The organism is Xanthobacter wiegelii, assembly GCF_043193855.2.
Taxonomy (GTDB): Bacteria; Pseudomonadota; Alphaproteobacteria; order Rhizobiales; family Xanthobacteraceae; genus Xanthobacter; species Xanthobacter flavus_A.
The window spans coordinates 2876125-2902073 of record NZ_CM195529.1 but is presented as its reverse complement, the minus strand read 5'-3'; the positions used below and the strand labels follow the sequence as shown (position 1 = coordinate 2902073).

General features: G+C 68.7%; 28 protein-coding genes. 13 read left to right on the top strand and 15 right to left on the bottom strand.

Annotation, left to right across the window (positions count from 1 at the left end; translation table 11 throughout):
• Window positions 1-215 precede the first annotated feature (215 nt).
• The 3 genes from V5F63_RS13425 to V5F63_RS13415 all read left to right on the top strand — a co-directional run bounded on the left by V5F63_RS13425 (window position 216) and on the right by V5F63_RS13415 (window position 2451).
• Window positions 216-1286 carry an enoyl-CoA hydratase/isomerase family protein gene (locus V5F63_RS13425; RefSeq protein ID WP_394102384.1) on the top strand — a complete coding sequence of 357 codons (1071 nt, stop codon included), beginning with the start codon at window positions 216-218 and terminating at the stop codon, window positions 1284-1286.
• Window positions 1283-1714 carry a DUF6163 family protein gene (locus V5F63_RS13420; protein WP_169119983.1) on the top strand — a complete coding sequence of 144 codons (432 nt, stop codon included), beginning with the start codon at window positions 1283-1285 and terminating at the stop codon, window positions 1712-1714. The genes V5F63_RS13425 and V5F63_RS13420 overlap by 4 nt, the downstream gene beginning before the upstream one ends.
• A gap of 71 nt (window positions 1715-1785) precedes the next feature.
• The gene (locus tag V5F63_RS13415; RefSeq protein WP_394102385.1) at window positions 1786-2451 is read left to right on the top strand and encodes an O-methyltransferase; all 666 of its coding nucleotides are present in this window, start codon (window positions 1786-1788) and stop codon (window positions 2449-2451) included.
• Window positions 2452-2691: 240 nt separating this feature from the next.
• Here V5F63_RS13415 and V5F63_RS13410 read toward each other — a convergent pair whose 3' ends face one another.
• From V5F63_RS13410 to V5F63_RS13400, 3 genes are all read right to left on the bottom strand, one after another.
• Window positions 2692-2979, bottom strand: coding sequence for a helix-turn-helix domain-containing protein (locus V5F63_RS13410; protein WP_209489643.1), 288 nt, complete (start codon window positions 2977-2979; stop codon window positions 2692-2694).
• A gap of 90 nt (window positions 2980-3069) precedes the next feature.
• On the bottom strand, window positions 3070-3777 hold the full coding sequence (locus tag V5F63_RS13405; RefSeq protein WP_394029721.1) for an SDR family NAD(P)-dependent oxidoreductase: 708 nt from the start codon (window positions 3775-3777) through the stop codon (window positions 3070-3072).
• Window positions 3778-3861: 84 nt separating this feature from the next.
• On the bottom strand, window positions 3862-4194 hold the full coding sequence (locus tag V5F63_RS13400; RefSeq protein WP_394029722.1) for a monooxygenase system ferredoxin subunit: 333 nt from the start codon (window positions 4192-4194) through the stop codon (window positions 3862-3864).
• 218 nt (window positions 4195-4412) lie between these two features.
• Here V5F63_RS13400 and V5F63_RS13395 point away from each other — a divergent pair, with 218 nt between their 5' ends.
• From V5F63_RS13395 to folD, 6 genes are all read left to right on the top strand, one after another.
• Window positions 4413-5231 (top strand): indole-3-glycerol phosphate synthase TrpC, encoded by an 819-nt coding sequence (locus tag V5F63_RS13395; RefSeq protein WP_209489637.1) that lies wholly within the window; start codon window positions 4413-4415, stop codon window positions 5229-5231.
• Window positions 5232-5297: 66 nt separating this feature from the next.
• Entirely contained in the window at window positions 5298-5654 is a 357-nt protein-coding gene (locus V5F63_RS13390; RefSeq protein WP_348634381.1) for an FmdB family zinc ribbon protein, read from the top strand.
• 169 nt (window positions 5655-5823) lie between these two features.
• Window positions 5824-6891, top strand: a complete 1068-nt coding sequence (locus tag V5F63_RS13385; RefSeq protein WP_394102386.1) for a hypothetical protein — start codon at window positions 5824-5826, stop codon at window positions 6889-6891.
• A gap of 143 nt (window positions 6892-7034) precedes the next feature.
• Window positions 7035-7382: an STAS domain-containing protein gene (locus V5F63_RS13380; protein ID WP_394029725.1), complete on the top strand. Its 348-nt coding sequence runs from the start codon at window positions 7035-7037 to the stop codon at window positions 7380-7382.
• A 333-nt stretch (window positions 7383-7715) separates the two neighbouring features.
• The gene (locus tag V5F63_RS13375) at window positions 7716-9938 is read left to right on the top strand and encodes a putative bifunctional diguanylate cyclase/phosphodiesterase (RefSeq protein WP_394102387.1); all 2223 of its coding nucleotides are present in this window, start codon (window positions 7716-7718) and stop codon (window positions 9936-9938) included.
• A 191-nt stretch (window positions 9939-10129) separates the two neighbouring features.
• Window positions 10130-11005 (top strand): bifunctional methylenetetrahydrofolate dehydrogenase/methenyltetrahydrofolate cyclohydrolase FolD, encoded by an 876-nt coding sequence (gene folD, locus V5F63_RS13370; protein WP_394102388.1) that lies wholly within the window; start codon window positions 10130-10132, stop codon window positions 11003-11005.
• Window positions 11006-11079: 74 nt separating this feature from the next.
• Here folD and V5F63_RS13365 read toward each other — a convergent pair whose 3' ends face one another.
• The 8 genes from V5F63_RS13365 to purC form a co-directional block, all read right to left on the bottom strand.
• Entirely contained in the window at window positions 11080-11352 is a 273-nt protein-coding gene (locus V5F63_RS13365) for a hypothetical protein (protein WP_394029728.1), read from the bottom strand.
• 99 nt (window positions 11353-11451) lie between these two features.
• A complete protein-coding gene (gene grxD, locus V5F63_RS13360; protein WP_394029729.1) occupies window positions 11452-11790 on the bottom strand; it encodes a Grx4 family monothiol glutaredoxin in 339 nt (112 codons plus the stop codon).
• 143 nt (window positions 11791-11933) lie between these two features.
• Window positions 11934-12170: a BolA family protein gene (locus V5F63_RS13355; protein WP_024278809.1), complete on the bottom strand. Its 237-nt coding sequence runs from the start codon at window positions 12168-12170 to the stop codon at window positions 11934-11936.
• Between the two features lie 31 nt (window positions 12171-12201).
• Window positions 12202-14409 carry a phosphoribosylformylglycinamidine synthase subunit PurL gene (gene purL, locus V5F63_RS13350; protein ID WP_394102454.1) on the bottom strand — a complete coding sequence of 736 codons (2208 nt, stop codon included), beginning with the start codon at window positions 14407-14409 and terminating at the stop codon, window positions 12202-12204.
• Between the two features lie 37 nt (window positions 14410-14446).
• A complete protein-coding gene (gene purQ, locus V5F63_RS13345) occupies window positions 14447-15145 on the bottom strand; it encodes a phosphoribosylformylglycinamidine synthase subunit PurQ (RefSeq protein ID WP_209489626.1) in 699 nt (232 codons plus the stop codon).
• Window positions 15146-15151: 6 nt separating this feature from the next.
• Window positions 15152-15379 carry a hypothetical protein gene (locus V5F63_RS13340; RefSeq protein WP_509210801.1) on the bottom strand — a complete coding sequence of 76 codons (228 nt, stop codon included), beginning with the start codon at window positions 15377-15379 and terminating at the stop codon, window positions 15152-15154.
• 58 nt (window positions 15380-15437) lie between these two features.
• Complete coding sequence (gene purS, locus V5F63_RS13335; RefSeq protein WP_169120019.1) at window positions 15438-15680, bottom strand: phosphoribosylformylglycinamidine synthase subunit PurS; 243 nt, start codon at window positions 15678-15680, stop codon at window positions 15438-15440.
• A 165-nt stretch (window positions 15681-15845) separates the two neighbouring features.
• Window positions 15846-16640, bottom strand: coding sequence for a phosphoribosylaminoimidazolesuccinocarboxamide synthase (gene purC, locus V5F63_RS13330; RefSeq protein ID WP_168458010.1), 795 nt, complete (start codon window positions 16638-16640; stop codon window positions 15846-15848).
• Between the two features lie 435 nt (window positions 16641-17075).
• Between purC and V5F63_RS13325 the strand changes: the two genes are divergently transcribed.
• On the top strand, window positions 17076-17399 hold the full coding sequence (locus tag V5F63_RS13325) for a DUF1476 domain-containing protein (RefSeq protein ID WP_209489622.1): 324 nt from the start codon (window positions 17076-17078) through the stop codon (window positions 17397-17399).
• Window positions 17400-17497: 98 nt separating this feature from the next.
• On the opposite strand, the gene rpsD is transcribed toward V5F63_RS13325, so the two are convergent.
• A complete protein-coding gene (gene rpsD, locus V5F63_RS13320) occupies window positions 17498-18115 on the bottom strand; it encodes a 30S ribosomal protein S4 (protein ID WP_209489620.1) in 618 nt (205 codons plus the stop codon).
• A 376-nt stretch (window positions 18116-18491) separates the two neighbouring features.
• Here rpsD and V5F63_RS13315 point away from each other — a divergent pair, with 376 nt between their 5' ends.
• Window positions 18492-19199, top strand: a complete 708-nt coding sequence (locus V5F63_RS13315) for a type 1 glutamine amidotransferase (RefSeq protein ID WP_394102389.1) — start codon at window positions 18492-18494, stop codon at window positions 19197-19199.
• 288 nt (window positions 19200-19487) lie between these two features.
• On the opposite strand, the gene rimO is transcribed toward V5F63_RS13315, so the two are convergent.
• Window positions 19488-20810 carry a 30S ribosomal protein S12 methylthiotransferase RimO gene (gene rimO / locus V5F63_RS13310; protein ID WP_394102390.1) on the bottom strand — a complete coding sequence of 441 codons (1323 nt, stop codon included), beginning with the start codon at window positions 20808-20810 and terminating at the stop codon, window positions 19488-19490.
• 192 nt (window positions 20811-21002) lie between these two features.
• On the bottom strand, window positions 21003-22253 hold the full coding sequence (gene tyrS / locus V5F63_RS13305; RefSeq protein WP_394102391.1) for a tyrosine--tRNA ligase: 1251 nt from the start codon (window positions 22251-22253) through the stop codon (window positions 21003-21005).
• A gap of 102 nt (window positions 22254-22355) precedes the next feature.
• Between tyrS and V5F63_RS13300 the strand changes: the two genes are divergently transcribed.
• Complete coding sequence (locus V5F63_RS13300; RefSeq protein WP_394102392.1) at window positions 22356-23465, top strand: anhydro-N-acetylmuramic acid kinase; 1110 nt, start codon at window positions 22356-22358, stop codon at window positions 23463-23465.
• Between the two features lie 190 nt (window positions 23466-23655).
• Here V5F63_RS13300 and V5F63_RS13295 read toward each other — a convergent pair whose 3' ends face one another.
• Window positions 23656-24318, bottom strand: a complete 663-nt coding sequence (locus V5F63_RS13295) for an alpha/beta hydrolase (RefSeq protein ID WP_209489609.1) — start codon at window positions 24316-24318, stop codon at window positions 23656-23658.
• A gap of 381 nt (window positions 24319-24699) precedes the next feature.
• Between V5F63_RS13295 and V5F63_RS13290 the strand changes: the two genes are divergently transcribed.
• Complete coding sequence (locus V5F63_RS13290) at window positions 24700-25872, top strand: cysteine desulfurase family protein (protein ID WP_394102455.1); 1173 nt, start codon at window positions 24700-24702, stop codon at window positions 25870-25872.
• Window positions 25873-25949: the final 77 nt, after the last annotated feature.

Below are 25949 nucleotides of genomic sequence, written 5' to 3'. Positions count from 1 at the left end.
GCCCGCGACGGGGCGCTGTCGGTTCTTATAGACTCCCGGTCCGCCGCCCGCGAGTGGCGCGCGGCACAGGGTCACGGCAAGTTCAGCGTGTGCGCCCAAGGTGCGCTGCTGCACGGCCAAGGTGCGCCGGCCCGCGTTGACGCTCCTGTCGGCCGCGTCTAACCCTGCCGGCAACGACCGTCGCTCAGCGGCGGGGGCGGCAAGGGGAGGGGTGAATGACCACGGAGCCTGAAGTCCTGTTGGAGGTGAAGGGCGAAGCCGGTGTCATCACCCTCAACCGGCCGAAGGCGCTCAACGCGCTCAACCTCTCCATGGTCCGCGAGATCCTGCCGCGCCTTCGGGCCTGGGCGCGCGACCCCGCCGTCACCCGCGTGGTCATCAAGGCGGCGGGCGAGAAGGCCTTCTGCGCCGGCGGCGACGTGCGCACGCTCTACGATCTCGGCCGCGCCGGCAACACCGCCGAATCGCTGCAGTTCTGGCGCGAGGAATATGTCCTCAACGACTATATCGGCAGCTTCCCCAAGCCCTATGTGGCGCTGATCGACGGCATCTGCATGGGCGGCGGCTTCGGCCTCTCGGCCCATGGCGCGCACCGTGTGGCGGGCGACAAATATCTGTTCGCCATGCCGGAAGTGAACATCGGCCTGTTTCCGGACGTGGGCGGCACCCATGTGCTGCCGCGCCTGCCCGGCGCCTTCGGCGTGTTCCTGGCGCTGACCGGCACGCGAATCCGCGCCGCCGAGGCCTTCGCCTGCGGCCTTGCGACCGACGTGGTGCCGAGCGCCGCCATCCCGGCGCTGGAAGAGGCGCTGTGCGCCGGCGGCGAGGTGGAGCGCATCATCTGCGACCATCGCATCGAGCCCGGCCCCGGTGCCTTCGCCGACCGCGCGGACTTCATCGCCGACGCCTTCGGGCGGGGCCATCTCGCCGGCATCCTCGGCGCGCTGCAGGCGGCGGCGGAGGGGGGCGGGTCTCATGCGGAGTTCGCCGCTTCGCTCCTCAAGGACATCGCCGGCAAATCGCCCACCAGCCTCGCCATCGCCATGGAGCAGATGAAGCGCGGGCCGGACCTCGACCTCGGGGACTGCCTGAAGCTGGAATTCCGGGTGGTGAGCCGCGTCGCGGCGGGGCACGATTTCTACGAGGGCGTGCGCGCGGTGCTCGTCGATCGCGACAACGCGCCCCAGTGGCAGCCGCCGACCCTCGCGGAGGTGGACCCGGCCGTCATCGCGGCGCATTTCGATCCCATACCCGACGAACTGGAACTTCTGGCCCCGGGCACATGAGTCATTACGATCCCATCGACGCCAGCGCCCGCGCCCAATGGGAGAATCTCTCGCCCTGGCGGCGGCGGCTGTTCCTGTTCCTGCGGGGCGTCGCGGCCTTCCTGCTGCTGGAAGGCATCATCCACTGGGCGGTCATCCTCGGCATCGGCGATGGGCCGGCGAGCCGCTTCGAGGCCATGCCCATGGCCGCGCAGGCGGCAGTGATCTGGGCGGCGATCATCGATCCCATCGCCGGCGTCGGCCTGTGGCTGCGGGCCGGCTGGGCGATCGTGCTGTGGCTCCTGGCGACGCTGACGCAGGTGGTGCTCGGCGTGTGGGCGCCGGCCGGCATGACGCGGCTGATGCTCTTCACCCTCGTCGAGCTGGCGCTGGTGGTGGCCTATGCCGTGCTCTCCATCCGCGCGGCGCGGGAGAGCGACCAGGACTGAGCATCCGGCCCTGACGCAATTCCTTCATGCATCCGGTATTCCTTGCGCCGGCAATGCTGACGGAGGCGGGAATGGACGCGACGCTCTGGGACGAGATGGACGGCTTCATCGGCGAGAAGCTCTTGCCGGCGGACCCGGTGCTCGATGCCGTGCAGGCGGCCTGCGAGCGGGCGGGCCTTCCCGCTATCAGCGTCTCGGCGGCGCAGGGCCAGATGCTGCACATCTTCGCCCGCATGATGGGCGCCAAGCGCATCCTCGAAATCGGCACGCTCGGCGGCTACAGCACGATCTTCCTTGCCCGTGCGCTGCCCGAGGGCGGCACGGTGGTGACGCTGGAGGCGGACGCCCACCACGCCGAGGTCGCGCGCGCCAATTTCGCCCGCGCGGGACTTTCGGAGCGCATCGACCTGCGCGTCGCCCCGGCCATCGAGACGCTGCCGGTGCTGGAGGCGGAAGGGGCGGGGCCGTTCGATCTGATCTTCATCGACGCCGACAAGCCGAGCAATCCCGCCTATCTCGACTGGGCGCTGCGCCTGTCGCGGCCCGGCACGCTGATCGTCTGCGACAACGTGGTGCGCGGCGGCCGGGTGCTCGACGGCGAGAGCGCGGACGCCTCCGTCATCGGCATCCGCCGCACCTATGACATGGCCGGCGCCGACCCCCGCCTCACCGCCACGGCCGTCCAGACCGTGGGCGCCAAGGGCTATGACGGCTTCGCGCTGCTGCTGGTGGGGTGAAGGGGGCGCCCTTGCCGTCTTCCTTGCCGTCGCCCTCCGGTTTGACCGGAGGGCCCGTCCCTCCACCGGGCTCAGCCTGCGGCGGTTGGTGCAAATGGCGCCATGGGTGGTCCGGTCCAGCCGGACCACGACGGCGGCGTCAGGACCAGCTGCCCAAATAGGCCAGCGTTGCGATGACGAGGATGATCGCCACGATGATCCAGTGGCGGGCGGCGAAATTGTGCAGGATCATGGGGCTCGTCAGTCGTCGTTGGAGGCGTTGAGGTCTTCGGCGCGGATGCCTGCGTCGCGGGACACGATCTCGACGCCCACGCCGCTGTCGTTCAGGAAATTGATGCCTTCCCCCGCCAGCGTGGCGCTCAGGCGTGCGCGCGTCGATGCGAGGGCCTCGATCGTCACGGCATCCTGCTCCACCACCTTCACCGTGTCGGCGGTCACGCCCGCGCGCTCGGCCAGATCCTTGCGCGACCAGCCGAGCAGGGCGCGGCCGGCCTTGATCTGGCGGCCGTTGACCATGGAATGCGGCACGAAATCCTCCCGTCGTTGGGACCGGAAGATGGCACGCCGCCCCGCCCGCCACAATGCAAGGGCGGCGGCAGGCTTAACGCAGCGTCTGCCTCAGAACTTCTCCACCCACGGCCGCAATTCCAGCTCCGATGTCCAGGCCGAGCGGTGCTGGCGGTGGACGGCGAGGTAGGTGTCGGCGATGGCGTCGGGATCGAGCCACTTGTCCGCCGGCCCCGGCTCGCCCGCCGTCGCCCAGGACGAGGCGATTCCGCCGTCGAGGATGAAGTGCGCCACATGGATGCCGCGCGGCCCCAGCTCGCGGGCGAGGCCTTGCGCCAGCGCGCGCAGGGCGAACTTGGCCATGGCGAAGGGCACCGAATGGGGCATGGCCTTCACGCTGGCGGTGGCGCCGGTGAAGAAGAGCGAGCCCTTGCCCCGCGCCAGCATGCGCCGCGCCGCCGCCTGGGCGGTGAGGAAGCCGCCGAAGGCGCCGACGGCATAGGCGTCCATCACGTCGGCCGGATCGAGCACTTCCACCGGCCCGCGATAGCGCATGGCGGCATTGAACACCACGAGGTCGGGCGGGCCGAACGCCTTGTCCACCTCGGCGAACACGCCCTCGATGGCGACCGGGTTCTGGGCGTCGGCGGCGTAGGCGCGGGCGCCCGTCTCGGCGACGAGCGGAGCGAGCTTGTCCACGTCGCGCGCCACCAAAGCGATGCGGAAGCCCTCGCGGGCGAGGCGGCGGGCGAGGGCGGCGGACAGCCCCTTGCCCGCGCCGACGATGATGGCGGTCTCAACGGCGGTCTGTTCTGGCACGGTCGAACTCCGGCTGTGGCCGCGCGGCGGCACTCCACCGCGCAGCACCTTAACAACGGATCATGCGGATCGGCTGCGGCGCCCTCAGGGCGCGGCGAACAGGGGCTCTATGCCTTCGGTGTCGATATAGACGACGCCATCCTCCACCTTCACCGGATATTCCGCGAGCGCGCTTTCCTGCGGCTCGATCGGCGCGCCGGAATTCAAGTCCCAGGTCCAGTGGTGGAGGGGGCAGGTGATGACGGTGCCGTCGAACTCCGCTTCGTTGAGCGGCGTGTTGGAATGGGGACATACGCCCTGGAAGGCGCGAATCTCCCCATTGTCAGGCCAGGCGAGGACGATGAGGTGGCTGTCGGCGATGACCAGCCGCATGCCGCCTTCAGCAACGGTTTCCGCTTTGCAGACGCGCGTGAACATCTTGAAAAACTCGATCGGCTAAGAATAGACGGATCATCGCGCGTTGCGGCGCGATAGGAAAGGGCGAACGCGCCACCCCCTCCTGCCGCGCTGCGAAAGCGGCATGGCCAAGCGGCGCGAAATCTGTGAAGCTGAAGGCACTTTTTCAGTTCGGGCGTTTGGCCCGGTCGATTTGCGTCGCCCTTTGCGTATCCCCCTTTGCCTCTGGACGTTCTTTCATGATCCTGCCCGAGACCAGCCGGCTGAAGCCGTTCCTTCTCCAGCGCCGCGACCAGCTCGCCAAGGCCAAGGCCCGGCGCTCGCTGGGCCAGATCCAGGGCAAGGTGGGCGAGATGCCCATGACACGCGGCTTCCACGGCGCGCTCGCCGCCGCCTTCCGCGCCACCGGCAAGCCCGGCATCGTCTGCGAGCTGAAGGGTGGCTCCCCGTTCGAGCCGGCATTGAAAATTATGGTGCCCTACAAGGCGCTGGCCGAGGATTTCGAGGCGGTGGGCGCGGCGGCCCTCTCGGTGGCGGTGGAGCGGCAGGCCTTCCGGGGCTCCTACTCGGACCTCGCCACCGTGCGCGGCGCGGTGGACCTCACCCTCCTCGCCCAGGACATCATCTACGATGTCTACCAGATCCTGGAGGCGCGGCTCGCCGGCGCCGACGCGGTGATGCTCTCCGCCGCCCTGCTGGGGCCGGACCTTGCCGCCTATCGCGAGCGCGCCGCCTCCATCGCCCTCGACGTGCTGGTCATGGTCCATACCCCGCAAGACGTGGAAACGGCGCTGGCGGCGGGGGCGGATTTCATCTGCGTCACCAACCGCAACATCCACACCTTCGAGCTTGTGCCCGGCACCTGCGAGGCGCTGATCCCGCTCATTCCGCCGGACAAGGCGTTCGTGGTGGCGGAAGGCGGCCTCGGCACGGCGGAGGACCGCGCGCGGCTCGGCGCGGCCGGCGCCAAGGCGCTCCTCATGGGCACGGCCCTGATGCGGGATGAGGATCCCGCCGGCGTGCTGGAGCGCGTGCTCGGCATCGAGACGGTGGGCTGAGGCTTTCACCGTCTGGCCTGCACCGTCTGGCCTGCACCATCTGGCCTGCTTCCTGCTTGGAGGGGCATGGCGCGCGCTCCGGGCGACGGCGGACGCGCGGCGCCGCAGCATGTCGGCGACGGCTTGCGCCTGTTCTTCCAAGGACTTGCGCCGGTTGCGCGGACGTGCCCCCCGGAACAGGACAGGAGGCTCGGCGTGCCGCTCTACAATTTCCATTGTCCCGATTGCGACAATGAGTTCGAACTCCTCATCTCGTCGTCCGACACGCCCGTCTGCCCGTCGTGCGGCAGCACCCGCGCGGAGCAGATGGTGTCGCGCATCGCCCCCGACCAGAAGCTGAAGGCGGTGGCCAAGGCGTGGCGCGCGCAGGCGACGAAGGAAGGCCACACCAGCAATTTCAGCGCCGGCGAACGCAAGCGCTGAAGCGGCGCGGGCAAGGCGGCAGGGGAGGGTGGCAGAAGCGGGTGGTCCCCGGCGCAACCGCCGGGGCACGCAAAATGCTTGGGTAATCGCTGTCTGGATTGTTGGCCGAAACCCGCCGGGACCGAGGGCGGCCGGAAGGCGATCCATGCTCTCGCCCCGGAGCCTTCCCATGACAACGCCCACGCCCCACGAGCCTTCCGCGCAGCCTTTCGCCCTCTCCCTTGCGGCCGACGCGGACTACGTTTCCCCCGCCTATCTGCGCACCCCCTTCCGCTCCTTCCTCGTCAGCCATGAGCGCGGCCTCTACTGGCTGCGGATGCCGGCCGGCGCCGGCAAGACCGCGTTCCTGCGCGGCATTGTCGCCCGCCGGACGGGGAAGGACGGCAGCCCGGAGGGGATCGACAGCGCCATTTCCTCCGGCGCCCGCGCCATCGCCGTGGGTCTTGGCGCGGCGACGAGCCCGGCCGCGCTGGTGGAGGCGCTGAACGGCGCGTTCGCGGCGGAATTCGCCTGTCCCGCCCCCAATGCGGAAGGGGCGGCGGACAGCGCGGACACCTTCGCGGCCTGGCTCGGCGCGCTCGCCGCGGCGGCGGCGGGGCAGGGGGCGAAGCGGCTTCTCGTCTGCATCGACGGACTTGAGAAGGCCGACGCGGCGACCCTCGCGCTCCTGCCGGGGCTATCGAACCTCCCGCCCGGCGTCGTCCTCCTCCTCGCCTCGCGGCCGGCGGAGGACTGGCCGGCCGCGCATTACGCGGCGGCGGCGGCGAAGTTGGCCCCCGGCCCCGGCGTGGGCGCCCATGAGGTCGGCCTGTCCGATCCGGACCATGTGGACGCGCTGCGCAAGCTGTTCGTGGAGCGTCTGCGCCCGCTGCTGCGGAGCCGCTCCAATGCGCTGCTGCTCTCGCTGATGGAGACCCGCGCCACCTACGACCGGGGCGGCCGCGACGCGCGCCTCACCGCCGATCCCGTGCTGCGCGACGCGCTCAAGGACGACTGGAAGAAGCTGACCAACAAATTCCCGCGCTATTCCGGCCAGCAACTCCCCGTGGCGCCCCTTGGCCCGGTGCTCGACACCTTCGACCGGCTGTGGACCGACACCCTTGTGAAGAGCGAAGGCCGCTCCGGCTGCTTCTTCCTCATGGTGCGGCATCTGGCGGCCGGCGACCTCGCGGTGGAGCAGGTGGCGGATCTGCCCTCGGGGGAGGCGCTGGACACGCGTCTCGCCGGCCTCGGCTGACCGTTCGGGCAAACTTCTGCTTGGCTGGTGCGCGGCCCGGCCGCACTGTCACAAAACTGTAAAGACCGGGTGGGAAGAGGGACCAGACAGCCCGGAACCGCACTGGCTTCGGGCGCATGCCTCAGCAAACCACGGCGGACGCCATGAAGCTCGACTCCACCCCGCTCGGACCCGGGCAGATCCTCATTTCCCTCGCCGGCCGCATGGACATCGCCGGCGCCGCCGAAATCGAGACCGCCTTCAGCGCCCACGCGAGCCACGCCCATGTCACGCTCGTGGACATGGGCGGCGTGACCTTCCTCGCCTCCATCGGCATCCGGCTGATCCTCGCCAACGCGAAGTCGCTGCACAAGCGCGGCGGCAAGCTGGTGCTGTTCAACTGCGACCCGCAGGTAGAGCGCGTGCTGCTCACCACCGGTGTCGGCGAGCTCACCGAGATCGTCGCCACCCGCGCCGACGCCGACCGCTTCCTGACGCCCGCCGCCGGCTGAAAGCGGCCGGAGGTCCGGCTTAACCTTGCGTAATACTTCGCCGCCCGGCCGGAGATCAGTCCGCCGGGCGGCGTTGTTTTTGGTGCGGTTCGGGTCGGGACGCGCATTGCAGACGCTCGGATGCGCCGGACTGAGCATCGGCGGGCGGGGAAAATTGCCGCGGCGCCAGTAGTCTCTGTAGTGCAACGCACGGCGTCCGCAGGTTGAACCTTGCGCGAGGCTCGCTCTGTGATGGCTGGACCGCCTTTCTAAGGTCGGAACGTCCTTGCGCCAGGTCAAAATCTATCGGAATAGAGATAATCCGGCGTTTAGGGCCGCATTTTCTGCCGTGCGGTGCCAATTCCGGCTTCGAGCGGCTGGTTTGATGATCTGGAATCGGGTTCCAGGGAGGGCAGTGTCATTCCCCGCCAGTCCGGCAGCCATGTCCACCGTTCGCTCCTGGCCGGGCTCGCCGCGCTCGCGCTCCTCGTGGTGGGGCTTGTGGGCGTCTTCATCTACGCCGGCATGAAGCAGGACGAAAAGGCGACCATGCGCGAGCGGCTGGCCCTGCTCGCCTCACTGCAGGCCCACGAGGCGCTGATCCAGCAGGCCATGGCCACGGCGGACGAGGAGCGGCAGGTGCTGCGCGCCCTCGCCAGCGGCGATCTCTCCCAGCTCGACGAGCGCTTCGGCCGCAGGCTCAACGAGGGGTTCGGCTTCGAGTTCGTCTACATCGTCGATGCCAAGGGCGACGTGCTCTATTCGTCCGAGCGCGGGAAGGCGGGGGAGCGGAAGGCCTACGGCTGGATCCGCCCCGCCATCGGACGCCTGCTGGCGGAAGGGCGCGCCGGACACGCCGGGCTCATCGCGAGCCGCGAGGGCGCGGGCATCATGGTGGTGCGCCCGTTCACTCAGCAGGTTGAGGACATCAAGGCGCCCCAGCCGCTGGTGGCCGTGACGGTAGACCTTCTGGACGACACGCTGCTGCAATCCCTCGCCGCGCCGGCCCACCTGCAGGACATCCAGCTGCGCACCGGGCGGGGAGCCTCCAACCATCCCGACAAGGTGGGCACCTCCGTCCCCAACCTTTACGACGGCACCGAGGCGGAACTCGCCTGGCGCGGCTCGCAGCCCGGCCGGAATCTGTTCCGCAACGCCTTGCCGGCGCTGGCGGTGATCACGACGCTGCTGTCGGTGACTTTCCTCGTCATGATGTTCCGCGCGCTGCGGGTCGCCGCGGCCCTCGCCGAGAGCGAGGCGCAGGCGCGCGCGTCCGCCTCGCGCGACTATCTGACGGGTCTCTACAATCGCGGCTATTTCATCGAGGCGCTGGACTCGGCCTTCGCCGGCCTCGCTCCGGACGGGCGGCTGGTGCTGCTGTTCATCGATCTCGACGACTTCAAGATGATCAACGACACCGCCGGCCACGGCGCCGGCGACGTGTTGCTGAAGGCGGTCGGCAGCCGCATCGCCACCGTCATCGGCGATCGCGGCGTCGCGGGGCGGTTCGGCGGCGACGAGTTCGTCGCCTTTTTTCCGGCCTCCGACGCGAGCGAGATCGACCTGCTGCTCACGCGCCTGCAGGCCGAGCTGCGGCCGCCGGTGCCGGACGGCGCCGGGGAAATTCGCGTCGCTGCCTCCATCGGCGTCGCCGAGGCGCCGCAGGACGCCATCTCCGCCAGTGATCTGATGCGCCGGGCGGACATCGCCCTCTACCGGGCCAAGGACACGGGCGGCAACACCCTCTGCCGCTTCGAGACCCAGCTGGAGAGCGAGCGCAACGCCCGCCGCGAGATCGAGGGCGCCCTCGGTGGCGCGCTGGAGCGCGGCGAACTGGTGATCGCCTACCAGCCGCAGGTGGATGTGGCGAGCGGCCGCGTGGTCGGCTTCGAGACGCTGCTGCGCTGGGACCATCCTCGCCTCGGTCGCCTCCTGCCGGCGCAGTTCATCGCCATGGCCGAGGAGATGCACATCATCGCCGGCCTTGACCTCTATGGCATGCGCCGCGCCTGCACCGAGGCGGCGGCCCTTCGGGGCATGTCCATATCGGTCAATGTCGCGCCCGCCACCATGAAGGCGCCGACCTTCGCCGCAGAGGTCGCGGCCATTCTCGCCGACACTCGCTTCGATCCCGCGATGCTGGAGATCGAGGTGCCGGAATCCATCGTGCTCAACACCTCGGACGAGCTGAGCCGCACCTTCGCGGCGCTGCGCGAGCTGGGAGTGGGCGTCGCCCTCGACGATTACGGCACGGGCTATGCCTCGCTGCATCACGTCAGCCGCTTTCCGATCAGCCGCATCAAGATCGACCGCTCCTTCATGGTGAAGGCCTGCACCGATCCGGACGTGGCGGCGGTGGTCGAGCATAAGCTCAAGCTCGCCCGGTCACTCCGCATCAACGTGACGGCGGAGGGCGTGGAAACGCGCGAGCAGCTGCGCTTCCTGCGCGAGATCGGCATGCCCACCGCGCAGGGCTATCTGTTCGCCCCGCCGCTGCCCATCGCCGCCGCCATCGACATGCTGCGGCGGCAGGACGAGGCGCAGCAGGTTCCCGCCAGGGGCGGCGCGCAGGGCTAAGCTTTCTGTCTGGTAAGACAATTTTCTTTACAAGAAACATTGGCGCGCTGTAAGCAGCACAGCTGCGGCGTTCCGGCATGCTTTTGGCCTTGCCTCAGCCGTCCCGCCTGCCGACAAGGACGGGAATTGCGCACAGCGAGCGGAGCCGGCCCCGCCGAGGCCGGGCTCCCGACAAGTCCTGGGAGTGCTTCGTGATCGAGACCAAGCCTATCGACGGAAAGGCCTTCGCCGCCGGACTGCGCGCCCGCATCGCCGAGGAGGTGTCCGCCCTCAGGGCCAGCGCCGGCCTCACCCCCGGCCTCGCCGTGGTGCTGGTGGGCGAGGATCCGGCCAGCCAGGTCTATGTGCGCAACAAGGCGGCCCAGACGGCCGAGGCCGGCATGGCCTCGTTCGAGCACAAGCTCGCCGCCGACACGCCCGAGGCGGACGTGCTGGCCCTGGTGGCGAAGCTGAACGCCGACCCGGCCGTGAACGGCATCCTCGTCCAGCTGCCGCTGCCGGCGCAGATCGACGCCACCAAGGTCATCGCCGCGATCGATCCCGCCAAGGACGTGGACGGCTTCCATGTGGTGAACGCCGGCCGCCTTGCCGTCGGCCTCGATGCGCTGGTGCCCTGCACGCCGCTCGGCTGCATCATGCTGCTCAAGCATCACCTCGGCAGCCTCGCCGGGCTCAAGGCGGTGGTGGTGGGTCGCTCCAACATCGTCGGCAAGCCGGCGGCACAGCTGCTGTTGAAAGAAGATTGCACGGTCACCATCGCCCATTCCCGCACCCGCGACCTGCCCGGCGAATGCCGCACGGCGGATATCCTGGTGGCGGCGGTGGGCCGGCCGGAGATGGTGCGGGGAGACTGGATCAAGCCAGGCGCGACGGTGATCGACGTGGGCATCAACCGCGTGCCGAAGGACGACGGCAAGACCCGCCTCGTGGGGGACGTGGCCTATGCGGAAGCGCAGGGCATCGCCGGCCTCATCACGCCGGTGCCCGGCGGCGTGGGGCCGATGACCATCGCCTGCCTGCTGCAGAACACGCTCACCGCCGCAAAACGCCAGCACGGCATCGCCTGACAGAGGGGCGGGCCACGGCCCGCCTTTGGGCGCGGGAAGGGGCGGGCCACGCCCGCCCTTGGGCGCGGCGGCAATTACAGCCCGAGCGAGAGCCCGAGCATGAAGGCGAGCGGCGGGAGCCAGACCATGGCGAGCGCAAGGTCGCGGCGGCCGCGCCGCCACATCCAGAGGCCCATCGCCGGCGACAGCAGGGTGATTCCCAGGGTGCTGGCCCAGCCCATCACGGCCGATGCCTCGCCCCGAGCTCCCTCCGGACCACCGAAGACGAAGCCGGAAATCGCAATCAGCAGGATGACGATGCCGGCATCGACCAGGAGGCCGAGGCCCATCACCAGCTTGAGCGCCAAAGGCGCGGGGGGCGCCGCTGGAATGCGCGAGGCCTCCGGCGCGGGAGCGCCGGGACCGGGAGCTTCAGGTGCCGATGGCACGGCCACAGAGCGGGCTGGTCAGCCGATGGCGCGGTCGCGGATGGCGACACCCTTCTCTTCCAGCAGCGGGATCAGCTCGCCCGACTGGAACATCTCGCGGATGATGTCGCAGCCGCCCACGAACTCGCCCTTGATGTAGAGCTGGGGAATGGTCGGCCAGTTGGCGTAGTCCTTGATGCCCTGGCGGACCATGTCGTTCTCGAGCACGTTCACGCCCTTGAAGGGGACGCCCACGTGGTCGAGAATCTGCACCACCTGGCCGGAGAAGCCGCACTGCGGGAACTGCGGCGTGCCCTTCATGAACAGCACCACATCGCCGGACTTCACGATGGCGTCGATATCGTCACGAATGCCCATGGTCTCAAATCCAATGTCTGCGGCCGGAAAGAAGGCCTTCCACCGATAAAGATCGGCCCAAGCGGCCCGAAGCGCAAGGCCTCAGGGGGCGACACGCTTGCACAGGCACGTGTCACCCCACCGCGAGCGGAGCCGTGCCCGGATTACTCGGCGGGGGCGGAGGTCTGCAGGGCGAGGGCGTGCAGCACGCCGCCCATGTTCCCCTTGAGCGCGGCATAGACCATCTGGTGCTGCTGCACCCGGCTCTTGCCGCGGAACGAGGCCGAGACGATGCGGGCGGCGTAGTGGTCGCCGTCGCCCGCCAGATCCTCGATCACCACGGTGGCGTCGGGCAGCGCATCCTTGATGAGCTGCTCGATGTCGCGGGCATTCATGGGCATGGTCGAAACGTCCTTGCTGTGCGCGAGAGCGTCAGGATGAGGCGCCCATGTAGATGGGCAGCCACGTCTCGTGCCGGTCCTTCAACGATTCGACAACTATCGAGCGGTCGTGCGGCACGATCAAGCGGTCGCCGCCGGTCTTGCCGATCTTCATGATCGGCACGCCCGCCATCTCCGCCTTGTGGATCACCTCGGCACCCTGGCCGGAGGCGACCGTGACCACGTAGCGGGCCTGATCCTCGCCGAACCACCACGCATAGGGGTCCATCCCGTCCGGCGCGTCTTCCAGCGACACGCCGATGCCGCTGGCCATGGCCATCTCGGCCAGCGCCACGAGCAGGCCGCCGTCCGACACGTCATGCACGGCGGTGGCGACGCCATCGCGGATGAGGTTGCGCACGAAGTCGCCGTTGCGCTTCTCGGCGATGAGGTCGACCGGGGGCGGGGCGCCTTCCTCGCGCTCGCACACGGTGGCGAGGAAGGCAGAGGCGCCGAGCCAGCCCTTGGTCTTGCCGATGAGCAGCACCGGCTCGCCCGCTGCCTTGAAGTCCAGGGTCATGGTCTGGTCGAGATCCTCGATCAGGCCGACGCCGCCGATGGTCGGGGTGGGCAGGATCGCCTTGCCGTTGGTCTCATTGTAGAGGCTGACGTTGCCGGAGACGACCGGGAAGTCCAGCGCCTCGCAGGCAGCCCCGATGCCTTTCACGCAGCCCACGAACTGGCCCATGATCTCCGGCTTCTCGGGATTGCCGAAGTTCAGATTGTCGGTCACCGCGATGGGGGTGGCGCCCACGGCGGTGAGGTTGCGCCACGCCTCCGCCACCGCCTGCTTGCCGCCCTCGAAGGGGCCGGCCTCGCAATAGCGGGGCGTCACGTCCGTGGTCATGGCGAGGGCCTTGGGGCCGTCGTTCACGCGCACTACCGCCGCGTCGCCGCCCGGGCGCTGCACGGTGTTGCCGAGAATGAGGTGGTCGTACTGCTCCCACACCCAGCGCTTGGAGCACAGGTCCGGCGAGGCGATGAGCCGCTCCAGCGCGTCCGACACCGAGGCGGTGGTGCGCACGTCCGAGGGCAGGATCTCGGGGCGCGGGGCCGGCTCATCATAGGGGCGCCGGTATTCGGGGGCCTCGTCGCCCAGTTCCTTGATGGGCAGGTCGGCTTCCACGAACCCCTTGTGCTTCACCACGAAGCGCAGCGTATCGGTGGTGTGGCCGACGACGGCGAAGTCGAGGCCCCACTTGCGGAAGATGGCTTCCGCCTCTTCCTCCTTGCCGTCGGCGATCACCATGAGCATGCGCTCCTGGCTCTCCGACAGCATCATCTCATAGGCCGTCATGCCGGTTTCGCGGCAGGGCACGGCGTCGAGGTTCAGCTCCACGCCGAGGTCGCCCTTGGCGCCCATCTCGACGGCGGAGCAGGTGAGGCCGGCGGCGCCCATGTCCTGGATCGCCACCACGCAGCCCGCCTTCATGATCTCGAGGCAGGCTTCCAGCAGCAGCTTCTCGGCGAAGGGGTCGCCCACCTGCACGGTCGGGCGCTTCTCCTCGGCATCGGCGCCGAACTCGGCCGAGGCCATGGTGGCGCCGTGGATGCCGTCACGGCCGGTCTTGGAGCCGAGATAGACGATGGCCCGGCCGACACCGGTGGCCGCCGCGTAGAAGATCTCGTCCGTCTTCGCGAGGCCGACCGCCATGGCGTTGACGAGGATGTTGCCGTTGTAGCGCTTGTGGAAGCCCACCGAGCCGCCCACCGTGGGCACGCCGAAGGAATTGCCATAGCCGCCGATGCCGGCCACCACGCCGGCCAGAAGGCGGCGGGTCTTCAGATTGTGGCAGTCGCCGAAGCGCAAGGCGTTGAGCGCCGCGATGGGCCGCGCGCCCATGGTGAACACGTCGCGCAGGATGCCGCCCACGCCCGTCCCCGCGCCCTGGTAGGGCTCGATGAAGGAGGGGTGGTTGTGGCTCTCCATCTTGAACACCACGGCGAGGCCGTCGCCGATGTCCACCACGCCGGCATTCTCGCCCGGCCCCTGGATCACGCGCTTGCCGGTGGTGGGCAGGGTGCGCAGCCAGACCTTGGAGGATTTGTAGGAGCAGTGCTCGTTCCACATGGCCGAGACGATGCCCAGCTCCGTGATCGACGGCTCGCGGCCGATCAGCTTCACAAAGTGATCGTACTCCTCCGGCTTCAGCCCATGCTCGGCGACGAGCTCCGGCGTGATGCGGACGGTGTTGGGAATGTGGTTCACGGGCGTCGATCCGAATTGGGGCCGCGGCTCACGCCGCCTTGAGGGCGCCGGCGAGGCTCTCGAAGAGGCCGCGTCCGTCGGTGGGGCCGATCTCCGGCTCGATGTAGTTTTCCGGGTGGGGCATCATGCCGAGCACGTTGAACTTCTCGGAATAGATGCCGGCGATGCCGTTGATGGCGCCGTTGGGGCCGTCCGTCTCGTCGATCTGGCCGTCGCGGCGGGCGTAGCGGAAGGCGACGCGGCCGTCGCCCTCGATCCGCGCCAGGTTGGCCTCGGAGGCGGTGAAATTGCCCTCGCCGTGGGCCACGGGGATGCGGATGAGCTCGCCCTTGCGATAGGCCTTGGTGAAAGGCGTGTCGGCCCGCTCCACCCGCAGCAGCACCTCGCGGCAGACGAAGCGCAGGCGCGCGTTGCGCACCAGCACGCCGGGCAGCAGCCCCGCCTCGCACAGGATCTGGAAGCCGTTGCAGATGCCGAGCACCAGGCCGCCGCGGGCCGCATGGGCGCGCACGGCCTCCATGATGTTCGCCCGCGCGGCGATGGCGCCGCAGCGCAGATAGTCGCCGTAGGAGAAGCCGCCGGGCAGGACCACGAGGTCGGTGCCCTTGGGCAGCTCATGCTCGGCGTGCCACACCACCTGGGGCTTGGCGCCGGAAACGAGCCGCAGCGCGCGAACGGCGTCCTGCTCACGATTGGAGCCGGGGAAGAGGATGACGGCTGGTTTCATGATCTCTCAGTGGGTGCCGACGCGGCCGAGCCTGCGTGCGATGCGATCGAGCCGCGCGTCACGGCCCGCGTGCATGCCGTATATGGTGTTCATGTCCCGCCCCGTGGCGGGCCGGAGACCGTGACGGGCGATCACCTCTGCGCGAGCCCGCAGGGGCGGCGCGGCGCGGGCAGCGTCCCGTGGGATCGACGCCGGAACCTCGGTGTGACGCTCGTTGGTGATCTCGGCCATCATGCCCTCTCGGCGGCCTTGCTCCCTGAAACGGCCGCCAGATTATCACATCACTCGCACATCACTCGGCGAACTCGACCTTGTAGGTCTCGATCACGGTGTTGGCGAGAAGCTTGTCGCAGGCGTCCTTCAGGGCGCCCTCGGCGGCGGTGCGGTCGTTGCCGGCCAGCTCCACGTCGAACACCTTCCCCTGACGCACGCTCTGCACGCCGGCCACGCCCAGCGACCGCAGCGCGCCTTCGATGGCCTTGCCCTGCGGGTCGAGCACCGCCGACTTGAGGGTGACGATCACTCGGGCCTTCATGGAAACCTCGCCTTCATGGCACGGGCCGGCGCCCGCGTTGTTGCTTGCCCGCCGCTAGGCATCGCCAGGGCCAGAGGGGCCCGGCAACGCAAAACGGGGGCCGATCCGGCCCCCGCCTAGCACTTTTCGGGTAGGGGAAACAACGCCCCCGCCCGAATTGACGCCTCACTTCACCAGCACGGGGCCCTTGCCCTGCGTCGGATCGTTCTCCATCAGGATTCCGAGCCGGCGCGCGACCTCGGTATAGGCCTCCACGAGGCCGCCCATGTCGCGGCGAAAGCGGTCCTTGTCCATCTTGTCGTTCGACTTGATGTCCCAGAGCCGGCACGAATCGGGACTGATCTCGTCAGCGACCACGATGCGCATCATGTCGTTTTCCCACAGGCGGCCGCATTCCATCTTGAAGTCGATCAGACGGATGCCGGCGCCGAGGAAGAGGCCGGACAGGAAGTCGTTGACGCGGATCGCCAGGGCGATGATGTCGTCGATTTCCTGGGTGGTGGCCCAGCCGAAGGCGGTGATGTGCTCTTCCGACACCATTGGGTCGTTGAGCGCGTCATTCTTGTAATAGAACTCGATGATCGAGCGCGGCAGCTGGGTGCCTTCCTCGATCCCGAGGCGGGTCGAGATGGAGCCCGCGGCGACGTTGCGCACGACGATCTCGAGGGGAATGATCTCCACTTCCCGGATGAGCTGCTCGCGCATGTTCAGCCGGCGGATGAAATGGGTCGGCACCCCGATGTCGTTCAACCGGGAGAAGATGTACTCCGAAATCCGGTTGTTCAGCACGCCCTTGCCGTCGATGACATCGTGCTTCTTCGCATTGAAGGCCGTGGCATCGTCCTTGAAGTGCTGAATGAGTGTGCCGGGCTCGGGTCCTTCATAGAGGACTTTCGCCTTGCCTTCGTAGATTCGGCGGCGGCGGCTCATGGGGGTATACCGTCGATTGAGGAAATCCATGGGTTTGCCAAGGCTCCGTTCGTGTGACGCTCCTCGGCGGGGCCGGGATGGCTGTTTGACGGTCACCCCAAACCCGTTCGGACACTAGCCGATCAGGCCGCGCGATACAACGCGCGTCCATATGCCCGTCATGTCCGGCCGTCATGCGCTGGCATCTTGCGCTTGGCATCGTGCCGGACCCGGGCAGGTGCGGCACCGTTCCCCGGCGAGCGGCCATCAGGTCGCACGGTCGTATCGGGGCGCGGAGCTTTACTGACGTTGATCTAATGGGAGGCGGGGGATATTCAAGGCGCGCGTGCGGAGTGCGCGTGTGGAGCTGCGGCTGCCCTTGCGTGAGCGCAGCGGCAACCCAAATCATCAGGGTCCGCGCAAACGCAGTCCGCGCAAACAGATCAGGCCGGCCGCCGGCCGCCCATTCGCAGGAAGAGGGGTGCCATGACCACGTTCGACAAGCGCGAGGAAGGTTTCGAGAAGGCTTTCGCGCTCGACGAGGAGACGCGGTTCCGGGCGCTCGCCCGCCGCAACAAGAAGCTTGGCCTGTGGGCCGCCGAGAAGCTTGGCCTGACCGGCGAGGCGGCCCAGGAATACGCCAAGGAGGTCGTCGTCGCCGACCTGCAGGAAGCCGGCGACGAGGACGTGTTCCGCAAGCTGCGCGCCGACTTCGACGCCAGGAATGTCGATGTCTCGGACCACCAGATCCGCCGCAACATGGACGAGCTTCTCGCCGTCGCCGCGGCAGAGGTGAAGTCCGGCACCTGAGCCCCATTTGCGTTTCCCGCCGCGTCGCAGGACGCGGCGGCCCAAACAAAAAGGCCGCCCGATGGGCGGCCTTTTCTTTTCTCGGGTCCCGCGCCGGATCAGCGCGAGTAGAACTCGACCACCAGGTTCGGTTCCATCTGGACCGCGTAGGGCACTTCGTTCAGCTCGGGGATGCGGGCGAAGCGCGCGGTGAGCTTGTGGGTGTCGACCTCGATGTAGTCGGGCACGTCACGCTCGGCGAGCTGCTGCGCCTCGATCACGATGGCGAGCTGGCGGGAGGCTTCCTTCACCTCCACCACGTCGTCGACCTTCACGAGGTAGGACGGGATGTTCACGCGCTTGCCGTTCACCTTCACGTGGCCGTGGGAGACGAACTGGCGGGCGGCGAAGATGGTGGGCACGAACTTGGCGCGGTAAACCACCGCGTCCAGGCGGCGCTCCAGCAGGCCGATGAGGTTGGCGCCGGTGTCGCCCTTGAGGCGCGAGGCCTCGACATACACCTTGTGGAACTGCTTCTCGCCGATGGAGCCGTAATAGCCCTTCAGCTTCTGCTTGGCGCGCAGCTGCACGCCGAAGTCGGACAGCTTGCCCTTGCGGCGCTGGCCGTGCTGGCCGGGACCGTATTCACGACGGTTCACCGGGCTCTTGGGGCGGCCCCAGATGTTCTCGCCCATACGGCGATCGATCTTGTGCTTGGCCGCAATGCGCTTGCTCATGTAACGCGGATCCCTATTGGTTCGTTCGAGTTTGGATCGCGCCCCTCCTCTGCGGAATGGATGGAAACCCAGAGGTTCCGGACCGTTCCGCCGACAGGCTCGCCCGGCGCGCTGCCTTGCGAAGCCACGGGTGCGTGAAACGCCAAGCGGGCCACTTCCGGCCCGCAAGGTGGCGGGTTCTTAGTCGCGAAAGCGTGCGGAGTCAACGCCGGCGGCGGGTTTGGCCCCGATCCGCGCGCCCGGCGGCGGGCGAATCATCAATCCGCGCCGACCTGCCATGAAAGATATTTAACTGACGGGAATGGCTATTGCCCCGTTCCCGGCCGCCAGCACAGTATCCGGCAACCGGCCCATTTGGCCAGCATGGAGGCATCCCGTGAAAGTCCTCGTCTTCCAGCATGTCGCCTGCGAGCACCCCGGCCGCTTCCGCGACTTCATGCGCGCCGATGGCGTGGAATGGGACGCGGTGGAGCTGGACGAGGGCGAGACCATCCCGCCCTTCGATGATTACGCCGCGCTCATGGTGTTCGGCGGGCCCATGGATGTCTGGCAGGAGGAGGAACTGCCTTGGCTCGTCGCAGAGAAGGCGGCGATCCGGGACTGGATGGCCACCGGCAAGCCCTATCTCGGCGTCTGCCTCGGCCACCAACTCCTCGCCGATGCGCTGGGCGGCAAGGTGGGCCTCATGCCCCGGCCGGAAGTGGGTGTCACCGAGGTGTCGCTGACGGCGGCGGGGCGCGCCTCTCCCTTCTTCAAGGGGCTCCCCCCCACCTTCCCGACTCTCCAGTGGCACGGTGCGGCCGTGTTGTCCTTGCCGCCGGGCGGGGTCGTGCTCGCCGAGAACGAGCATTGCGCCATTCAGGCGCTGCAGGTGGGAGAGAGGGCGTTCGGCATCCAGTATCACGTGGAGCTGACCGACGAGACGGTGCCGGAATGGGGAATCATTCCCGAATATCGCTGCGCGCTGGAGGCCATTACCGGCGCCGGCGGGCAAGCGCTGCTCGAAAACGCGACCAAGGAGCGGATGCCGGTCTTCGCGGCGGCGGCTGAGCAGCTCTACCGGAATTTCAAGGCGACGTGGTGAGGGGGCCGCGCTCACCAGATAGCGGGGCAAAAGGTGAAACACCCCTCACCCCCCCTCTCCCGCAAGGGGAGAGGGAGCTCGGCCGAATTCGAGTCCGGGCGCCATTGTCTGATCTGAGGAGTTCCCCTCTCCCCTCGCGGGAGAGGGTGGATCGCGGCGCAGCCGCGAGACGGGTGAGTGGGCCGCTGCCGTTCGTCGCAGTGCCGGGCCAGGGAGGCGATACCCCTCACCCCAGCCCTCTCCCGCAAGGGGGAGAGGGAGCTTGGCCGGCTCCCGGTCCAGTCCGGATCAGAACCCGACGGCGGTACCGGTGAGGTCGTAGGGGCCGGCGGCCTCGATCTTCACCGTGGCGATCTCGCCCACGCGCAACGGGCGGCGGGAGAACACCTTCACCGTGCCGTCGATCTCAGGCGCATCGCCCTTGGTGCGGCCGATGGCGCCCTGCGCGCTCACGGAATCGATGATGACCTGCTGGCGGGTGCCGACCTTTTTCTTCAGCCGGCGGGCCGAGACCTTCTGCTGGGTTCGCATGAAGCGGTCGTAGCGGTCCTGCTTCACCTCGTCCGGCACCGGGTCCGGCAAAGCGTTGGCGTCGGCGCCGCGCACGGGCTCGAACTTGAAGGCGCCGGCGCGGTCGATCTCGGCTTCCTCCATGAAGGCCAGAAGCTCCTCGAACTCCGCTTCCGTCTCGCCGGGGAAGCCGACGATGAAGGTGGAGCGCAGCGTCAGGTCCGGCACCGCCGCCCGCCACGCCTGGATGCGGGCGAGCGTCTTTTCCTGCGAGGCCGGGCGCTTCATGCGCCTGAGCACGGTTGGGCTCGCGTGCTGGAAGGGGATGTCGAGATAGGGCAGCACCTTGCCGGCGGCCATCAGCTCCATCACCGCATCCACATGCGGGTAGGGATAGACATAGTGCAGGCGCACCCAGGCGCCGAGGTCGCCCAGCGCAGCCGCGAGGTCGAGGAAGCGGGTCGCCACCTCCCTGTCGCCCCACTGGCTCGGCGCATAGCGCAGGTCCACCCCATAGGCGGAGGTATCCTGCGAGATGACGAGGAGTTCCTTCACGCCCGCCTTCACCAGCCGCTCGGCCTCGCGCAGCACATCGGCGGCGGGGCGGGAGACGAGATCGCCGCGCAGCTTGGGGATGATGCAGAAGGTGCAGCGGTTGGAGCAGCCTTCGGAGATCTTCAGATAGGCGTAGTGCCGGGGCGTGAGCTTCACGCCCTGCTCGGGCACGAGATCGAGGAAGGGATCGTGCTGCGGCGGCACCGCCTCGTGGACGGCGGCGAGCACGCTCTCATATTGCTGCGGGCCGGTGATGGCGAGGACGCTGGGATGCACCTCGCGGATCTGCTCGGGCTCGGCGCCCATGCAGCCGGTGACGACGACCCGGCCGTTTTCCGCCAGCGCCTCGCCGATGGCGGACAGGCTCTCCGCCTTGGCGCTGTCGAGGAAGCCGCAGGTGTTGACGATGACGAGGTCCGCGCCCTGGTGGGTCTTAGTCAGCTCGTAGCCCTCGGCGCGCAGGCGCGTGACGATGCGCTCGCTGTCCACCAGCGCCTTGGGGCAGCCGAGGGAAACGAAGGAGATGCGCGGCGCGGGCTCGGCCATGGGGAGGCGGGTTCTTTCTGAAGCATTTTCCAGCGAAGTGGGTACCGGTTCGCGTGAAGAAAATGCGTTGAAACAGGTGGCTGTGCGAAGGGCGTGCGCTTACGTCAGCGCGACGGGGCCGTCAACGTTGCGCCCAATGACCGGCCTTTGTGGCCGAAGGAGGGACGGGGGGCCGGACGCCGGCCGTCCGCCTCACACCGGCTTCAGCAGCACGTGCTTCTTCTTGCCCATGGAGAGCTTCACCACCCCCTCGGGTGTGAGCGCGGCAAGGTCGATCATCGCCTTCTCGTCGGTGACAGCGGCATCGTTCACCCGGAGGCCGCCGCCCTTGATCTGGCGGCGCGCCTCGCTGGTGGAGGCGACGAGGCCGGCGTCCACGAAGGCGTTGGCGACGCCAAGGCCGGCTTCCAGCTTGGCCCGCGGCAGTTCCACCGTGGGCAGGTCCACCGCCAGCGCACCCTGCTCGAAGGTGGTGCGGGCGGTCTCCTTGGCCTTTTCGGCGGCCTCGCGGCCGTGAAGGAGCGCGGTCGCCTCGGTGGCGAGCACCTCCTTGGCGAGGTTGATCTCCTGGCCTTCCAGTGCGGCGAGGCGGGCGATCTCGTCCAGCGGCAGCTCTGTGAAGAGCTTGAGGAAGCGCTCCACGTCCGCATCGCCGGCGTTGCGCCAGTACTGCCAGTACTCATAAGGCGAGAGCAGGTCGGCATCGAGCCACACGGCGCCGCCGGCGGTCTTGCCCATCTTGGCGCCGGAGGAGGTGGTGAGCAGCGGGGTCGTCAGCGCGAAGAGGTCGGCGCCGTGCATCCGGCGGCCCAGCTCCATGCCATTGACGATGTTGCCCCACTGGTCGGAGCCGCCCATCTGCAGGATGCAGCCGTGGCGCTTGGACAGCTCCACGAAGTCATAGGCCTGCAAAATCATGTAGTTGAATTCGAGGAAGGTGAGCGGCTGCTCGCGCTCCAGCCTCAGCTTCACCGAATCGAACGTCATCATGCGGTTGATGGTGAAGTGCGGCCCCACCTCGCGCAGGAGGGGGATGTATTTCAGCTCGTCCAGCCAGGCCGCGTTGTTCTCCATCACCGCGCCCTTCTCGAGATCGAGAAACTGCGCGAAGACCTTGCGGATGGATTGGATGTTGTCCGAAATCTGCTGGTCCGTCAGCATCTTGCGGGCCTCGTCCTTGCCGGACGGGTCGCCGATCTTGGTGGTGCCGCCGCCCATCAGCGCGATCGGCCGGTGGCCGGTGCGCTGGAGGGTGCGCAGCATCATGATGGAGAGCAGGTGCCCCGCATGCAGGCTCGATGCGGTCGCGTCGAAGCCGATATAGGCGGTGATCGGCCCTTCCGCGGCCTTGGCATCGAGGCGCTCGAGGTCCGAGCACTGGTGGATGTAGCCGCGCTCGTGAAGCGTGCGCAGGAAATCGGAGCGGAAGGAGGGAGAAGTCATCACACAGATCGAGGCTTGAGGCTGGCGCTCACGCGCCGGAAAGGAGCGGTGGTGTATCAGGTCCGGCGCAAGAATGCATGTGCGTGAGGCGAGGGGGCGGATATGCGTGTCGTCGGGCTGATGAGCGGCACCTCCATGGACGGCATCGACGCCGCCTTGATCGAGACGGATGGCGAAACCGTCGCCTGGCTCGGCCCCTCCATCACCCGCCCCATCGACGCCGAGACCCGCGCGCTCCTCGTCACCGCCATGGAGGACGCGCGCGGCGTGAACCATCGCGACGACCGGCCGGGCGCGCTGGCGGAAGCCGAGCGGCGGATCACCGATCTCCACGCCGAGGCCGTGCGCGCGTTGCTGGAGCCGCTGCGGCTGACGCCCGGCGATATCGACCTCGTGGGCTTCCATGGCCAGACGGTCATCCACCGGCCGGATGCGCGCCTCACCGTGCAGATCGGCGAGGGGCAGCGGCTGGCCACGGCGCTCGGCATCCCGGTGGTCGCTGATTTCCGGGCGGCGGACGTTGCGGCGGGTGGGCAGGGGGCGCCGCTGGTGCCGGTCTTCCATCAGGCGCTGGTGCGGCGGCTCACCCTGCCGCAGCCGGTGGCGGTGCTGAACGTGGGCGGGGTCGCCAATGTCACGGTGATCGACGGCGACGCCCCGCCGATTGCCTGCGACACCGGGCCGGGCAACGCGCTGATCGATGATTTCATGAAGGCGCGCACCGGGGTTCCCTTCGACGCGGATGGCCGAGCGGCGGCTGCCGGACAGGTGGACGCGGCGCGCGTCGCAGCCGTGCTCGAAGACTCCTTTTTCCGCCAGCCGCCGCCCAAGTCGCTCGACCGCAACGCCTTTCGCCGGTCGGCCGGAGAGCGGATGGGGCTGGCGTGGCTTTCGCTGGAGGACGGCGCGGCGACGCTCACGGCCCTCACGGCGGCGAGCGTCGCAGCGGTGGTCCCGTTCCTGCCCCGGCCGCCCGCCGTGTGGATCGTCGCCGGTGGTGGCGCGCGCAACCCGACGCTTCTGGCCATGCTGGCGCAACGCCTCGGCGCCGAGGTGCGCACGGCGGACAAGGTGGGGTGGTCCGGCGACGCGCTGGAGGCCCACGCCTTCGGCTATCTCGCCGCGCGTTCGCTGCGCGGGCTGCCGCTGACGTTTCCGACCACGACGGGGGTGGCGGCGCCGATGACGGGCGGCGTGCTGTTCCGGCCGTGAACGCTTCTTTCAGCTGTCATCGCCCGGCTCGTCCGGGCGATCCACGGTGCGTCCGGGTGGAAACTTCGGGCTGCGCACAGGCCGAGGGGTGGATCGCCCGGACGAGCCGGGCGATGACGGTGCCAAATGACACACCCCCAAAACGAAAACGGCGCGCCGAAGCGCGCCGTTCAAGCGGGAAAAGTCACCCTCAGGCGGCGCTGTCCTTGCGGGTGCCGGGGAGGCGCTTGTCGAGATAGGTGCCGACCACGCCCATCAATTCCTCGGTCTTGCCGTCGAAGAAGTGGTTGGCGCCGGGCACCACCTGCTGCTCGATGACGATGCCCTTCTGCGTCTTCAGCTTCTCCACCAGCGTCTGCACCGCCGTGGTGGGCACCACCGCGTCCTTGTCGCCATGGACGAACAGGCCGGAGGAGGGGCAGGGGGCGAGGAAGGAGAAGTCGTAGAGGTTCGCCGGCGCGGCGATGGAGATGAAGCCCTCCACCTCCGGGCGGCGCATCAGCAGCTGCATGCCGATCCACGCGCCGAAGGAAAAGCCGGCGATCCAGCAGGCGCGGGCGTCCGGGTTCACCGACTGCGCCCAGTCGAGCGCCGCGGCGGCGTCCGAAAGCTCGCCCGTGCCGTGGTCGAACGAGCCCTGCGAGCGGCCGACGCCCCGGAAGTTGAAGCGCAGCACCGAGAAGCCGCGGTTCACGAACTGATAATAGAGATTGTACACCACCGGATTGTTCATCGTCCCGCCGAACTGCGGGTGGGGATGAAGGATGATGGCAATGGGCGCGTTGCGGGTCTTGGCGGGCTGGTAGCGGCCTTCGAGGCGCCCCTTTTCGCCGGGGAAGATCACTTCTGGCATGGAAGTCTGCAACCTCTGGGTGGCAATGACGCGCGGCGCTCTTTCGTCCTGGCGGACGACGGGTCCGGCGCGGGAACCCGTCAGCATGATCCCTGTCGGCTTGACGCCGGAACGGTAATGCTTGACTAACGGTCGCGCGAGACCTATCTATTTAGAATAATTCTAATTTGTTCCCGGCGGCTGCGCGAACCGATGGGCGCTGCGTTGTGAGAACGGGTGAAGTTTGACCTATGACGGAGATCGCCGGCAATTGCAAGCCTGGCACGGGTTGCGGGTGCGTTTGGCACGCGGGACCGGGAGGCGGAGATGAGCGCGGGCGACGGATCGCGGCAGTCGGGTACCGGATTGGGCTGGGGTGAGGCACACGCCTCCCGCCCGTCGGTGCCGCGCCGCGCCTATCTCGATCACAACGCCACGAGCCCCCTGCGGCCCGAGGCCCGCGCCGCGCTGATCGCCGCGCTGGACGCCGGCGGCAACGCCTCGTCCGTCCACGCCGAAGGTCGCGCCGCGCGCGCCCGCATCGAGGCCGCCCGGGCGGCCGTCGCGGCGCTGGCGGGGGCGCCTGTGCGGGGCGTGGTCTTCACTTCAGGTGCCACCGAGGCGGCTGCGCTGGCGCTTCATCCGGCCGTCGAGATCGCCGGCCGGGCCAAGCCCTGCGACGTGCTGCTGGCGAGTGCTGTCGAACACCCGGCCGTGCTCAAAGGCCATCGCTTTCCGTCCGACGCCCTCGAAATCCTTCCGGTGGACGGCGAAGGCCGCCTCGATCTCGCCGCGCTGGCCGAATCCCTCGCTGGCCACCGCGCGGCCGGCCGGCGCGCCTTGCTCGCGGTGATGGCGGCGAACAATGAGACCGGCGTGATCCAGCCCGTTTCAGAAGTCGCGCGGCTGGTGCATGAGGCCGATGGCATCGTCTTCTGCGACGCCGTGCAAGCGGCGGGCCGCATCCCGCTCGATATGGCGACGCTGGGCGCCGACTTCCTGGCGCTTTCCGCCCACAAGATCGGCGGCCCGCCCGGCGTCGGCGCGCTGGTGGCGGCGGGGCCGGACCATCGCACCGCGCCGCTTCTGTCCGGCGGCGGGCAGGAGCGCAACCGCCGCGCGGGCACCGAGAACGGGCCCGCCATCGTCGGCTTCGGCGCGGCCGCAACCGCCGTGAAGGCAGCGCTTTCCGCCGAGGCGGAGCGGCTCGCCGCGCTGCGTGACCTTTTGGAACGGGCGGTGCTTGAGGGCGTTCCCGGTATGAGAGTGGTGGGCGCGGGTGCCGATCGCCTGCCAAACACCCTTATGGTCACTTTCGCCGGACTTCGCGCCGAGACACTGGTGATCGCGCTCGACCTCGCCCACGTAAGCATCAGTGCCGGCTCGGCGTGTTCCTCCGGGAAGGTCGGCGCCTCGCAGGTGCTGCTGGCCATGGGACTGCCGGAGGACGAGGCGGCGGGCGCCATCCGCCTGTCGCTCGGCTGGTCGAGCACCATCGAGGATGTGGATGCCGCGGTCGAAGCCTTGAAAAAGGCGGTGCCGCAGCTGAGAAGCCGCGCTTCGCGCGCGGCTTAGGAGATCGAGCCGCGCTTTGCGCGGTAGGGAATTTGCGCCGCGCATCATGCGCGGCAGACGGACTTGACCCGCGGGCC